Here is a 13,544-nt window from a genome sequence, read left to right as displayed (position 1 = left end):
CCGATCTTCGTGGATCTGCTCGGTCGCGGGGATCGTTCTCCGTTGCGGGGATCGTTCTCCGTCGCGGGAAGGGTCTCAGTCGCGGGACAGTTCCGCCTCGGCCTCCGCCAGCGCCGCGAACTCCTCCTCCGGCGCGGCCGCGACCAGGCGATGGCGGCTGTAGAAGGCGAAGTAGGCCAGCGCCACCGCGTAGACACCGAGCGCGATGAAGGCCGCGTCCTTGTCCACCAGGAACGTGGCCACCAGCGCGGAGCAGGCCAGGACCAAGGCGAGGGATGACGTCACCGTGCCGCCGGGGGTGCGGTAAGGACGCTCCAGGCCCGGTTCGCGGCGGCGCAGGACGATGTGGGAGAGCGACATCAGGGCGTAGGAGATGGTGGCGCCGAAGACCGCGGTGTTGAGCATCCGGGCGCCGTCGCCGGTCCACGCCGCGAGCGTGAAGCCGATGGCGCCCGGGACCAGCAGGCCCAGGAAGGGGGCCTTGCGGCTGCTGGTCAGCGAGAGGAAGCGGGGCAGATAGCCGGCCCGGGAGAGCGCGAACAGCTGGCGCGAACCGGCGAAGATCAGCGAGAAGAAGGAGGCCACGAGCCCGGCGAGGCCCGCGTAGTTGACGACGCGGGACAGCACGGTGGCCTTGCCGTCCGGCTGGAGCGCCTCGACCAGCGGGTTGCCCGCGTCCTGTACGGCGCTCGGGCCGCGCGCCCCCGCCGCCGCGAGGAAGGTGAGCAGGGCGAGGAGCAGCAGGATGCCCATGGACCAGGCCATGGCCTTCGGCAGCGTACGGGCCGGGTCCCGGGTCTCCTCCGCCGCCAGCGGCACTCCCTCCACCCCCAGGAAGAACCACATGCCGAAGGGGAACGCCGACCAGATGCCGAGCAGCCCGAACGGCAGCCAGGAGCTCGATCCGAAGGAGGAGTGGTCCGCCGGGATGTCGTTGAGCGAGCCCGCGTCGAAGTCGGTGAGGGCGCCCACGGCGAAGACCAGCAGCGCGGCGACGGCGATGGCGGTCACGACCAGGCTGAACCGCAGGGCCTCGCCCACACCCCACAGATGGATGCCGATGAAGATGACGAAACACGCCAGATAGACCGGCCAGCCGGACTCCAGGCCGAAGAGCCCGAGCGACTCGACGTAGTCGCCGATGAAGATGGAGATGGCGGCGGGTGCCAGGACGTACTCGATGAGGATCGCCGTGCCGGTGAGGAAGCCGCCCCAGGGGCCGAGGGCGCGCCGCGCGAAGCCGTAGCCGCCGCCCGCGGTGGGGAGGATCGCGGCCAGCTCCGCCAGGGCGAACACCATGCAGGCGTACATCAGGCCCATCAGCAGGGCGGCGATGGCGAGGCCGCCGAAGCCGCCCTCCGCCAGGCCGAAGTTCCACCCCGAGAAGTCGCCGGAGACGACGTAGGCGACGCCGAGGCCGGTCAGCAGCAGCGGGCCCGCGCTGCCGCGCCGCAGGGTGCGGCGCTCCAGATACGCGTCCTCGGGGGACGGCGCCGGGCCGCCGCCCGGTGGGGCGCCGCCACCGGAGGCGCCGGCGGATTCGGTGCGGGCGGATTCGGTACCGTCGGCCATGGGGGACACTCCTGCTCCACACGAGGGGGCGATGGCAAAGGTGTGGGGCCATACCTTTGCCGTCCGGTCGGCGATGCGCAAGACCTCTGCGTAAAACCGTGGTTAAGGACCCCGTGGGACCGGCCGGTCAGACCAGGAAGCCGCGCAGCAGTGCCGCCGTGCCCTCGCAGTGCTCCCGCATCACCTCACGCGCTCCGTCCGCGTCCCCGTCCAGCACCGCCTCGACCAGCGCCCCGTGCTGGGCCTGGGAGTGTTCGAGGTTCTTGACCAGCAGCGGGATGCAGTCCAGCAGGTCGTTGACGGTCGCGCGGACGGCCGCGTACTGGGCGGCGAGCGACGGTGAGCCCGCCAGCTCCGCGAGCGTGAGGTGGAGCATCGTGTCCAGGCGGCGGTAGTCGGCCAGCGGGGCGTCCCGCGTCGCGTCCAGGGCCGCCCGCAGCCGCCGCGCCCGCCCCTCGTCCAGCCGGTGCGCGGCACACAGCCCCGCCGCGCCCACCTCCAGGACCTCGCGGAACCGCAGGGTGTCCTCGACGTCGACCGCCTCGACCCGGCGCCGCAGCTCGTCCTCGCCGCCGCCCTCGGCGGGCTCGGGCCTGGCCCGGACGAAGGTGCCGCCGTAGCGGCCGCGGCGGCTCTCCACCAGCCCCTGGTCCTGGAGTACCTTCAGCACCTCGCGCAGGGTCACCCGGCTGATCCGCAGCCGGTCGGCCAGCTCCCGCTCGGCCGGGAGCCGGCCGCCGTCGGGGACCAGCCCCAGCCGCAGCACCTGGAGTATCTGCTCCAGCGCCTCCTCGAAGCCGTTCCCCGCGCGCACCGGGCGCAGCACCGGTGCCAGCCGGTCGTCCGCCGCGCTCCCGCGCCCACTCCCGCTCTCGCTCATCGAACCGTCCGCACCTACTTCCCAACCAATGGTCTGCGGTATTACCTTAAGGCCACTCGCGCCCCCCAACCCCTCTCCGCACCCTCCGCACCCTCCGTTCCCCCTCGAATTCTCCGACGCAGGAGGCCCCACCGTGGCAGACCGCACGCCCCCGCTCTCGGTCGACGAGCTGACCAGACTGGTCGCCGCCGGGGAGATCGACACCGTCGTCCTGGCCTTCACCGATATGCAGGGAAGGCTCCAGGGCAAGCGGTTCGCCGCCCGCTTCTTCCTCGACGACGTCCTGGCACACGGCACCGAGGGCTGCAACTACCTCCTCGCCGTCGACACCGAGATGAACACCGTCGACGGCTACGCCATGTCCTCCTGGGAGCGCGGCTACGGCGACTTCGCCATGCACGGCGACACCGCCACCCTGCGCCGCACCCCCTGGAACCCCGGCACCGCCCTCCTCACCGCCGATCTCGCCTGGCACGACGGCAGCCCGGTGGCCGCCTCCCCGCGCCAGATCCTGCGCCGTCAACTCGACCGGCTCGCCGAGCGCGGCTGGACCGCGTACACCGGCACCGAGCTGGAGTTCATGGTCTTCAGGGACAGTTACGAGCAGGCGTGGAACACCGGCTACCGCGGGCTGACCCCCGCCAACCAGTACAACGTCGACTACTCCGTCCTCGGCACCGGCCGGGTCGAGCCCCTGCTGCGCCGCATCCGCAACGAGATGGGCGCCGCCGGGATGACCGTCGAGTCGGCCAAGGGGGAGTGCAACCTCGGCCAGCACGAGATCGCCTTTCGCTACGCCGACGCCCTGACCACCTGCGACCAGCATGCCGTCTACAAGACCGGCGCCAAGGAGATCGCCGCCCAGGAGGGCATGGCGCTCACCTTCATGGCCAAGTACGACGAGCGCGAGGGCAACTCCTGCCATATCCACCTCTCGCTGCGCGACGAGGCCGGGCACCCCGTGCTCGCCGACGACGACGGCGAGTACGGCATGTCGAAGACCATGCGCCACTTCCTCGCCGGACAGATCGCGGCGATGCGCGACTTCACCCTGCTCTACGCCCCGAACATCAACTCCTACAAGCGGTTCCGCCCCGGCTCCTTCGCGCCCACCGCCGTCGCCTGGGGCCCGGACAACCGCACCTGCGCGCTGCGGATCATCGGCCACGGCCCCTCCCACCGGCTGGAGAACCGGCTCCCCGGCGGCGACGTCAACCCGTACCTGGCCGTGGCCGGAATGGTGGCCGCCGGGCTCCACGGCGTGGAGCAGGAGCTGGAGCTCCCCGAGGTCTGTACCGGCAACGCCTACACCGGCGGGGCCGAGCACGTCCCGACCTCGCTCCGCGACGCCGCCGAGCTGTGGCGGAACAGCCCCATAGCGCGGGCCGCCTTCGGCGACGAGGTGGTCGAGCACTACCTCAACATGGCGCGCGTCGAGCAAGACGCCTATGACACCGCCGTCACGGACTGGGAGCGCTTCCGGTCCTTCGAGCGCATGTGAGGAACCAGCGAGTGAGCACCGAACACCCCCACGAACACCACATCCTCAACCCGGCCACCGAGGAGGTCATCGCCACCGTCCCCGCCACCACCCCGGACGAAGTGGCCGCCGCCGTGGCCCGCGCCACCGAGGCGCAGCGCGGCTGGGCCGCGCTCGCGCCCGCCGACCGCGCCCGGCTGCTGCGCCGCTTCGCCGCCGCCGTGGACGGGCACATCGAGGAACTGGCAGCGCTGGAGGTCCGCGAGGCGGGCCATCCGATCGGCAACGCCCGCTGGGAGGCGGGCAACGTGCGCGATCTGCTGGAGTACGCCGCTGGGGGAGCGGAGCGGCTGAGCGGCGCCCAGATCCCGGTGGCCGGTGGTCTGAACGTCACCTTCCATGAACCGCTGGGCGTGGTCGCGGTCATCGCGCCGTGGAACTTCCCCATGCCGATCGCCGCCTGGGGCACCGCGCCCGCCCTGGCCGCCGGAAACGCCGTCGTCCTCAAACCGGCCGAGACCACCCCGCTGACCGCGCTCCGGCTCGCCGAACTCGCCCTCGCCGCCGGGCTGCCCGAGGGGCTGTTCCAGGTGCTGCCCGGCGCCGGGCCGGTGGCCGGGGCCGCGCTGGTCGAGCACCCGGGCGTCGCCAAGGTCGTCTTCACCGGCTCCACGGCCGTCGGCAAGGAGATCATGGCCAAATGCGCCGCGGGCGTGAAGCGGGTGACCCTCGAACTCGGCGGCAAGAGCCCCAACATCGTCTTCGCCGACGCCGACCTCGGGCGCGCCGCGGCCGCCGCGCCCGGCTCCTTCCTGGACAACACCGGCCAGGACTGCTGCGCCCGCAGCCGGATCCTGGTCCAGCGCGGCGTCTACGACCGGTTCATGGAGCTGCTGGAGCCCGCCGTGACGTCGTTCACGGTCGGCGACCCGGCCGACCCCGCCACCGCCATGGGCCCGCTGATCTCGGCCGCCCAGCGGGAGCGCGTACGGTCCTACGTGCCCGAGGACGCGCCCGTCGCGATCCGCGGCGAGGCTCCGAAGGGCAAGGGGTTCTGGTACCCGGCCACCGTGCTGGAGGCCACCGGCCCCGGGGACCGCACCGCCGTGGAGGAGGTCTTCGGCCCCGTCGCGGTCGTCCTCCCCTTCGAGGACGAGGCCGACGCCGTACGGCTGGCCAACGCCACCGACTACGGTCTGTCCGGTTCGATCTGGACCCGCGACGTGGGCCGCGCGGTCCGGGTCTCGCGCGCCGTCGCCGCCGGGAACCTGTCCGTCAACTCGCACAGCAGCGTGCGGTACGCCACCCCCTTCGGCGGCTACAAGCAGTCCGGCCTTGGCCGGGAGCTGGGCCCCGACGCCCTTGCCGCCTTCACCGAGACCAAGAACGTCTTCATCAGCACCGAGGAGCAGTGACGTGACCGAGACCCCCGTGTGCCGCCGCCTGGTGGGCCGTACCGCCGTCGTCACCGGAGCGGGCAGCGGCATCGGCCTGGCCACCGCGCGTCGCCTGGCCTCCGAGGGCGCGCACATCGTCTGCGCCGATATCGACGAGAGCGCGGCCAAGGCCGCCGCCGACGAGGTCGGCGGGCTCTGCGTCCGGGTGGACGTGACCGACCCCGAGCAGGTCGAGGCGCTCTTCAAGACCGCCTTCGACACCTACGGTTCGGTGGACATCGCCTTCAACAACGCCGGGATCTCCCCGCCCGACGACGACTCGATCCTCACCACCGGACTCGACGCCTGGAAGCGGGTCCAGGAGGTCAACCTCACCTCCGTCTATCTGTGCTGCAAGGCCGCGCTGCCGTACATGCGGCGGCAGGGCCGGGGCTCCATCGTCAACACCGCCTCGTTCGTGGCCGTGATGGGCGCCGCCACCTCCCAGATCAGCTACACCGCCTCCAAGGGCGGGGTGCTGGCCATGTCCCGCGAACTGGGTGTGCAGTTCGCCCGCGAGGGCATCCGGGTCAACGCGCTGTGCCCGGGGCCGGTCAACACCCCGCTGCTGAAGGAGCTGTTCGCCAAGGACCCGGAGCGGGCCCAGCGCCGGCTGGTGCACGTACCGGTGGGCCGGTTCGCCGAGCCTGAGGAGATCGCCTCCGCCGTGGCCTTCCTGGCCAGCGATGACGCGTCCTTCGTCAACGCCGCCGAGTTCCTCGTGGACGGCGGGATCGCCGGGGCATATGTCACGCCGTTGTAGTCCGGTGCGCAGTCCGGCCATCCGCGGTGTACGGACCCCACCCCTGGCCATAGGCTGACCATGTGACCATGAACACGCCCCCCGGCTGGTACCCCGATCCCGGCTACGCAGGTAACGGCCCCGCCATGGAACGGTGGTGGGACGGCTCGGCCTGGACCGAGTACACCCGTGATGCCTCGGGGGCCGCGGACCCGGCCTTCGGCCCGCCGCCGCCCCCCTACCTGCCAGGGCGGCAGGGGGGACACGGGCACGGCCGGGGCCGGGGCCCGAGGATCGCGGCGCTGTCCGTCGCCGTGGGCGTCGTCGTCGCCGCGATCGTCGGTGGCATCGTGCTGCTGGGCGACGGCGGCGACGGCGGTGGGAACGCCCAGACCGGGCCCGCCCCCAGCACCTCCGCGCCGGACGACGGCGGCGACCCGGCCCCGGACCTCCCCACCCCGGACGACCCCTCGGAGGGGCCCACCGAGAGCCCCGGGGCACCGCCCAGCTACGACCCGGACACCGCCCCGGACCAGGGCAACGGCATCAGCCTGCCGGTGCTCTCCGGCTGGCAGGCGGGGCGCAGCAGCTCCGGCGGCGCGGGCGTCACCACCTCCCGCTACCCCTGCCCGGGCGACCCGTCCACCGACTGTGTGCGCGGCGGTGCCTTCTCCCGGACCGCCGAGGGCTACAAGGCCACCTCCGCCAAGGGCATAGCCAAGGAGGACATCGAGCAGAACGCCGAGGAGTCCTACGGCACCGACAAGGACACCGACCGCAAGGCGTACGGCGGGATCACCTCTCATAAGCAGCTGAAGGCGTCGGCGGTCGAGGTCGCGGGCAAGAAGGGCTATCTGGTCCGCTGGAAGGTGGTGACGAAGAAGGGCGACGACGGCATCGTGCAGTCGGTGGCGTTCCCCTCGCCGACCATGCCGGACACGATGGTCGTGGTGCGCTTCGGGTTCGACGAGAGCGACAAGGCGCCGCCGCTCAGCGACATGGACAAGATCGTCAAGGGCATCGAGGCGCTGGCGGGCAACGGCCGGTCCATCTAGACGCGTTCCCAGCCGTCAGAGGAACGTCCTGCCCTCGCCCCGGTACGTCGGCACCTCGGCCACCACCCGGTCCCCCTCGATCAGCCGCAGCGTGTCGAACCGCTCGCACAGCTCACCGGCCTTGGCGTGCCGGAACCACACCTTGTCGCCGATCAGCAGATCGTCGGCGGCCGTGCCCAGCAGCGGGGTCTGCACCTCGCCCGGCCCCTCCATCGAGTCGTACACGAGCCCCTGAGGCAGATACGGCACCGGCAGCCGGTCCGGGCCCGCCGCGCCCGACGCCGGATAGCCGCCGCCGAGCACCGTCACCACGCCCACCCCGGGGCGGCGCACCACCGGCTGGGCGAACAGGGCCGCCGGGCGGCCGCGGAAGGACGTGTAGTGGTCGAACAGGCGCGGCTGGTAGAGCCCGGACCCGGCGGCGATCTCGGTCACCGCGCCCTCCGCGGCGGTGTGCTGCACACTGCCCGTACCGCCGCCGTTGACGAACTCCAGGTCCGCCACGGCCCGCACCGCCCGTACGGCCGCGGCCCGGCGCGCCGCGAGCTCCCGGCGCGCCACGGACTGCATCAGCCGGATGGCGCGCGAGCGCAGCGGGCTCCCGGGCACCGCGTCGCCCACGCCCGCCACATGCCCCTCGTACGCCATCAGCCCGACCAGCCGGAAGCCGGGGCGGTCGGCGATCGCCCGTGCCAGGGCGGCCAGTTGCTCCGGTTCGCGCAGCGGTGAGCGCAGCGCCCCGACTCGCACCCGTCCGCCGAGCATCCGCAGCGAGGTGTCCAATTCCAGACAGACCCGGACCTCTTCGGTCCCGGCGCGAACGCTGTCGATCAGATCGAGCTGGGAGAGGTCGTCCACCATGACGGTCACGGCCTCGGCCAGCTTGGGGTCACCGGTCAGAGTGGCGAAGCCGTCCCGGTCGGCGGAGGGGTAGGCGAGCAGTACGTCGTCGAACCCCTCGCGCGCCAGCCACAGCGACTCCGGGAGCGTGAAGCTCATGATCCCCGCGAAGCCGTCGAACGCGAGGACCCGCTCCAACAGCGCGCGGCAGCGCACCGATTTGCTGGCCACGCGGATCGGTTTGCCTCCCGCCCGGCGGACCAGATCCCGTGCGTTGTCGTCAAAGGCTCCCAGGTCGACAATCGCCACGGGCGCTTCGAGATGGGCGGTGGCCCGGTCGTACCGGGCCCGGTCAGCGGCGGCAGCGGACATGGACGCAGCTTGCCAGACCGCTATTACCACTGGGTAGAGGGCGGCCGGTGCGCAGGGCCCCCGGCTGGCCGTAGAGTGTCGCGCACGCCACGACCGGCAGGTCAGCGGCGGGTTGTCCGTATACGGGCCCACCTGCCCGAAAGGCGGTGCGGTGGCGCGGCGAACCGGACGGAGCCAGGTGAAGCAGGTCTCGACGGGTGCGAGGGGGTGCAGGTGAGCACCGACGCGGAACAGGCGCACTCATCCCACGGCACGCCCCCACCACGCCCCGCACAACCCCCGCGCACGGCGCCCGAGCGGTCTTCCGCGCCCCCACCGCGCCCCACCAGCGCGCCCGGGTTCACCCCCGATCCGGAGACGCCCGTCCTCGGCGTACGGGCGAAGGCCCCGTTCTCCAGGGGCACCGCCGAGGCGTCCGGCACCCGGGTGCCCCCGCAGCCCTCGACACCGCCGCGCCCGTCCGTGCCTCCGCGCACCGGCGGGCTCTTCGCGGCCGGCGGGCCGGGCGGCCGGCGCCGTCCCCCCAGCCGTACGGCGGCCGCCGCCGCGAGTCTCGTCCTCGGGCTCGGGCTGCTCGGCGGGGCGGCGGCCGGAAGCTGGCTGGGCGACGACCCCGGCGCCCCGCCGTCCACCGCCGACACCTACGCCCACGCCCGCTCCGCCTGGCACGGCATCCCCGTGGACGACCTCTTCCCGCGCACCCTGCGCGGCAAGGGCGAGGGCCCCGGCGGCGCCGACCGCGTCTGGACCCGGATAGCCGTCGCCCCCGACAGCAGCTGCGGCGGCGGATTCGATCCGCTGCTCGCCAAGGCGCTGGCCCCGGTGGGCTGCAAACGGCTGGTGCGCGCCACGTACACCGACGCCACCAGCACCAGCGTCACCACCGTCGGCGTGCTGATCACCACCTCAGGACCCACCGGAATGCGGGCGCTGCGGCAGCGCTTCGCCACCGAGAAGCTGGACGAGCGCACCGATCTGATGCCCCGCACATACGCCGCCAAGGGCACCGCCGCGGCCGGTTTCGGCGACGACCAGCGCGCCAGCTGGCGGATCCGGATCCTCACCGACGCCCCCGCCGTCGTCTACACCGTCACCGGCTTCGCCGACGGCCGCGAGGTCACCGACCCGCAGTCGGCGGGCGAGGCGACCCAGCGCGGCGCCACCTCGGCCCCCGCGCAGTCCGGCCTCGGCAACGACGCCCGGGGCATCGCCGACGCGATCGAGGCCGGATTCCGCCGGGCCCTGGCCACGTTCACGGAGACCACGTCATGACCGGGATCGGGCGGCGCCTCGCCGTGGCCCTCGCCGCCGCCGGGCTGACCCTGGTGCCCGCGGCGCCCGGATACGCCGACGGCATACAGGCCCAGGAGTGGGCGCTGGACACCCTCCACGTCCGCGAGGCATGGCAGACCACCAAGGGCTCCGGGATCACCGTCGCCGTCCTCGACACCGGCGTCGACGACGGCCACCCCGACCTCGAAGGCCAGGTGCTGCCGGGGAAGGACCTCATCGGCTTCGGCGCCCGGCGCGGCGAACGCTCCTGGGCCCGCCACGGCACCGCCATGGCCGGGATCATCGCCGGACACGGCCATGGCGCCTCCGGCGGCGAGGGCGTCCTGGGCGTCGCCCCGAAGGCCCGGATCCTGCCGGTGCGGGTGATCCTCGAGGACTCCGATCCCGACCGTAAGAAGGCCCGTTCGACCCGTGGCGGCGCGCTCGCCGCCGGGATCCGCTGGGCCGCCGACCACGGCGCCGACGTCATCAACCTCTCGCTCGGCGACGACAGCGCCTCCGCCCACCCCGAGGCCGCCGAGGACGCCGCCGTGCAGTACGCGCTGCGCAAGGGCGCGGTCGTGGTCGCCTCCGCGGGCAACGGCGGCGAGAAGGGCGACCGGGTCTCCTACCCGGCCGCCTACCCCGGGGTCATCGCCGTGACCGCCGTGGACCGCTACGGCTCCCGCGCCGCCTTCTCCACCCGCCGCTGGTACGCCACCGTCAGCGCACCCGGCGTCGACGTGGTCATAGCCGACCCCGACAAGCGCTACTACGAGGGCTGGGGCACCAGTGCGGCCGCCGCCTTCGTCTCCGGCTCCGTCGCCCTCGTCCGCGCCGCCCACCCCGACCTGAGCCCGCGCCAGATCCGCGGGCTCCTCACCAGGACCGCCCAGGACGTCCCCGAGGGCGGCCGCAGCGATGAACTCGGCGCGGGCCTGGTGAACCCGGCGGCCGCGATCACCGCGGGCGGCAAGCTGAAGCCCGAGGCCCAACGGCCCGCCGCGGCCGCCTCCCCGAACCGCTACTTCGGCAACGGCCCAAGCCACACCCAGGGCGCCCACGACGACTCAGGCCCCAACCAGATGGCCCTCCTCGCCGGACTCGCCGGCACGGCCCTGGTCGTCGCCGCGATATCCCTGTGGCGCGGCTCGGGCCCCCTGCGGGTGCCCCCGCGAGTGCGGGCGCTGCTGACGGGGACGCGTACGCGCTGAGCGGCGTCCGGCCGCCGCGCCGGTTCGGGCCCGGTGTGCGCGCCTGCCCGTGGGAATCCGTACGCGCTGAAGCATGACGGCGGTTGCCGGGCCGGGGGCCGTTCCGGAGCGGGCCGCTCACCCCGATGCGTACGCGGCGGTCGTCGCCACGGCAGCACGTGCCACCTGCTCCACCAGCGCCACCCCGCCCTCCCGGTCGGCATTACCCTCGGTGAGCACCGCGATCAGATAGCGCCGACCGTTTGCCGTCACCTCGCCGACGCTGTTGACGACCCACAGGCCGGTGGCGTCGCGGGGCATCCAGCCGTTCTTGAGCCGGGCCCCGGGGCCGGTGCCGTCCGCGGCGGCCGAGATGCCCCAGGTCTGACCGGCGGTGACGCGGCCCATCAGCGTCCGCAGATACGCCTGGGAGCGCGCGCTCAGCGGGGAGCCGTCCAGGAAGACCGCGCGCAGCAGGGCCAGCTGATCGGACGCGGTGGTGTGTGTCAGACCCCAGCGTCCGCGGTCGTCGGCGTGGGTATCGGTCAGCCCGAGCCTTCCCAGCGCGGCCTCGAGGCCGCTCGACCCGCCGATCGGCCCCCACAGCGCCGTCGCCGCGTCGTTGTCACTCCGCTCGATCATCACGCCCGCGTACGCGCGCTCCTGGGCGGTCAGCCGCCGCCCCTCGTCCTGCGCCCCGAGCAGCAGCGCCGCGAGGATGCCGACCTTGATGACGCTCGCCGTGGCGTACGAGCCGTCGCCATAAGACCCGCTCGCCCCCGACCCGGGTTCCAGGACGGCGACCGAGAAGTCCGCGGCGGAGCCCGCGGCCACGGGCGCGAGCGCGTCGGCGAGCGCGCCGCTCAGTCCGCCCGTACCGGACGGGGTGGGCAGCGTCGGGCCGCCGTCGTTCACGCGTTCCACGCCGTCTCCTTCACTGCCGCACCTGCCCCGGGTGGGGCCGCACCTGCCCCGGGTGGGGGTGCGGGGATCTCGGTCTCCTCGCTGTCGATACCCTCATGGTGTGGCGCTCAAGAACATTCCCGACCCCGGCTTCTCCGGCGACGACGGCTCCGCCGACCCCCGGCTGACCGCGGCGCTCGCCGCCTGGGCCGATGACCGTTCGGCCGAACCGGAGGTGCTCGCCGCGCTCACCGACGCCCGCCTGCTCGTCCCCGTGGTGGCGATCCTCGGCGAGGCCGAAGTGGGGCCCGAGGGGCTGCGCCGCGACAAGACCAGCGATATGGCGGTGCCCACGCTCCAGGCCCCCGACGGCCGGCGCGCGCTGCCCGCGTTCACCTCGCTCGAGACGCTGGCCCGCTGGCGCCCGGACGCCCGGCCCGTGGCCGTACCGCTGCGCCAGGCGCTGGAGGCCACCGCCCATGAGAAGGCGGACACCCTGGTCCTGGACCTCGCGGGCCCGGTGCCGTACCAGCTGACCGGGCCCGCGCTGCTGGCCCTCGCCGAGGGGCGGACCAGCGCCGATCCGCTCGCCGACCCGGCGGTGACCGAGGCGGTGCGTACCGTGCTGGCCGCCGAGCCGGAGGTGCTCCGGGCCCATCTGGCCCCGGCGGCGGACGCCGACGGGATGCTCGCGCTCGCCCTGACCCCGGAGGCGCCCGCGCGCGAGACGGCGCACCGGGTGGCGGGCGCCCTGGCCGCGGACGAGGTGCTGCGGGCGCGGCTGGTGCGCGGGCTGACCCTGGCGCTGCTGCCGCCGGACGCGAACGTCCCCGGCGAGCCGCTCTTCAGCCGCTGAGGGCCGGGCCCGGCCCCTCCCCATTCGGACCAACAGGCGAATCCTCCCGATTCCGCCCACAATGCTTAGGCGACTGGCGGTCGGAATCTGCGTGAGGAGAGCGCCATGGAGACGAGAACGGTCGTAGCGGAGTTCATCGGGACCGCGATGCTGGTCCTCTTCGGAGTCGGCTCGCTGGTCCTGGCGGGCGACTACATCAACGCCCTCGGGATCTCGCTCGCCTTCGGCTTCACGCTGATCGCGATCGCCTTCGCGTTCGGGCGCATCTCGGGCTGCCACATCAACCCGGCGGTGACCCTCGGTGTGCTGCTGGCCAGGCGCATCGACATCCGTACGGCCGTCCAGTACTGGGTCGCGCAGTTCGTCGGCGCGATCGTGGGCGCGGCGATCCTCTTCCTGCTCGCCAACCAGGTGCCCCGGCTCCAGACGGCCGGTGCCTTCGGCAGCAACGGTTACGGTGGCCGCTCACCGGTGGGCATGGGCGCGGGCGGGGCCTTCCTCGCCGAGGTGCTGCTGACCTTCCTGCTGGTCTTCGTCTTCCTCACGGTGACCCACGCGGTGCCGATGGTCGGCGCCGAACCGGTCCCGGTGGGCCTCGCCCTCGCCGCGGTCAATCTGATCGGCATCCCGTTGACCTGGGCCTCGGTCAATCCGGCGCGCAGCTTCGGCCCCGCGATCTTCGCGGGCGGCGATGCGCTGGGCCAGCTGTGGCTGTTCATCGTGGCGCCACTGGTCGGCGGGGTGCTCGCCGCGGCGGTGCACCGGTTCACCCATCTCCATCCCGCTGGCCGGGCCGAACAGGAGGAGGCACATCCGCCCCCGGCGACCGGTCCGTGGGGACGCATGCGCGGCGGCCACCGCCCCGAGGCGGGCGGCCCGGAGACCAAGGGTCCGGAGGCGGCCTGAGCGGCAAGGGGCGCCGGACGGCCCGAGTCGATGCCGG

12 protein-coding genes are annotated in these 13,544 nt (G+C 73.5%); 8 read left to right on the top strand and 4 right to left on the bottom strand.

The window, feature by feature from the left end:
* Positions 1-75: 75 nt before the first annotated feature.
* Both eat and ACMTAK_RS12220 read right to left on the bottom strand, forming a co-directional pair.
* Positions 76-1,572 carry an ethanolamine permease gene (gene eat, locus ACMTAK_RS12225; RefSeq protein WP_413806237.1) on the bottom strand — a complete coding sequence of 499 codons (1,497 nt, stop codon included), beginning with the start codon at positions 1,570-1,572 and terminating at the stop codon, positions 76-78.
* Positions 1,573-1,699: 127 nt separating this feature from the next.
* The gene (locus ACMTAK_RS12220; protein ID WP_413806236.1) at positions 1,700-2,452 is read right to left on the bottom strand and encodes a FadR/GntR family transcriptional regulator; all 753 of its coding nucleotides are present in this window, start codon (positions 2,450-2,452) and stop codon (positions 1,700-1,702) included.
* A gap of 133 nt (positions 2,453-2,585) precedes the next feature.
* Here ACMTAK_RS12220 and ACMTAK_RS12215 point away from each other — a divergent pair, with 133 nt between their 5' ends.
* The 4 genes from ACMTAK_RS12215 to ACMTAK_RS12200 all read left to right on the top strand — a co-directional run bounded on the left by ACMTAK_RS12215 (position 2,586) and on the right by ACMTAK_RS12200 (position 7,165).
* Entirely contained in the window at positions 2,586-3,953 is a 1,368-nt protein-coding gene (locus tag ACMTAK_RS12215; protein ID WP_413806235.1) for a glutamine synthetase family protein, read from the top strand.
* Positions 3,954-3,964: 11 nt separating this feature from the next.
* The gene (locus tag ACMTAK_RS12210) at positions 3,965-5,347 is read left to right on the top strand and encodes an aldehyde dehydrogenase family protein (RefSeq protein WP_413806234.1); all 1,383 of its coding nucleotides are present in this window, start codon (positions 3,965-3,967) and stop codon (positions 5,345-5,347) included.
* Position 5,348: 1 nt separating this feature from the next.
* Complete coding sequence (locus ACMTAK_RS12205) at positions 5,349-6,131, top strand: 3-oxoacyl-ACP reductase (RefSeq protein ID WP_413806233.1); 783 nt, start codon at positions 5,349-5,351, stop codon at positions 6,129-6,131.
* Between the two features lie 68 nt (positions 6,132-6,199).
* Positions 6,200-7,165, top strand: coding sequence for a DUF2510 domain-containing protein (locus tag ACMTAK_RS12200; RefSeq protein ID WP_413806232.1), 966 nt, complete (start codon positions 6,200-6,202; stop codon positions 7,163-7,165).
* Positions 7,166-7,180: 15 nt separating this feature from the next.
* Here ACMTAK_RS12200 and ACMTAK_RS12195 read toward each other — a convergent pair whose 3' ends face one another.
* Positions 7,181-8,377, bottom strand: coding sequence for an amino acid deaminase/aldolase (locus ACMTAK_RS12195; protein ID WP_413806231.1), 1,197 nt, complete (start codon positions 8,375-8,377; stop codon positions 7,181-7,183).
* Positions 8,378-8,590: 213 nt separating this feature from the next.
* Here ACMTAK_RS12195 and ACMTAK_RS12190 point away from each other — a divergent pair, with 213 nt between their 5' ends.
* Entirely contained in the window at positions 8,591-9,649 is a 1,059-nt protein-coding gene (locus ACMTAK_RS12190) for a hypothetical protein (RefSeq protein ID WP_413806230.1), read from the top strand.
* Positions 9,646-10,863 carry a type VII secretion-associated serine protease mycosin gene (gene mycP, locus ACMTAK_RS12185; RefSeq protein WP_413806229.1) on the top strand — a complete coding sequence of 406 codons (1,218 nt, stop codon included), beginning with the start codon at positions 9,646-9,648 and terminating at the stop codon, positions 10,861-10,863. Before ACMTAK_RS12190 ends, mycP begins: the two co-directional genes overlap by 4 nt.
* A gap of 117 nt (positions 10,864-10,980) precedes the next feature.
* On the opposite strand, the gene ACMTAK_RS12180 is transcribed toward mycP, so the two are convergent.
* The gene (locus ACMTAK_RS12180; protein WP_413806228.1) at positions 10,981-11,766 is read right to left on the bottom strand and encodes a serine hydrolase; all 786 of its coding nucleotides are present in this window, start codon (positions 11,764-11,766) and stop codon (positions 10,981-10,983) included.
* A 100-nt stretch (positions 11,767-11,866) separates the two neighbouring features.
* Here ACMTAK_RS12180 and ACMTAK_RS12175 point away from each other — a divergent pair, with 100 nt between their 5' ends.
* Both ACMTAK_RS12175 and ACMTAK_RS12170 read left to right on the top strand, forming a co-directional pair.
* Positions 11,867-12,601, top strand: coding sequence for an SseB family protein (locus tag ACMTAK_RS12175; protein WP_413806227.1), 735 nt, complete (start codon positions 11,867-11,869; stop codon positions 12,599-12,601).
* 105 nt (positions 12,602-12,706) lie between these two features.
* Positions 12,707-13,507, top strand: a complete 801-nt coding sequence (locus tag ACMTAK_RS12170; protein WP_413806226.1) for an aquaporin — start codon at positions 12,707-12,709, stop codon at positions 13,505-13,507.
* Positions 13,508-13,544 lie beyond the last annotated feature (37 nt).

Origin of the sequence: Streptomyces lacaronensis (assembly GCF_047337785.1) — a bacterium.
Lineage (GTDB): Bacteria > Actinomycetota > Actinomycetes > Streptomycetales > Streptomycetaceae > Streptomyces > Streptomyces lycopersici.
The sequence above is the reverse complement of the archived record's forward strand: the minus strand, read 5'-3'. Positions and strand labels throughout refer to the sequence as shown.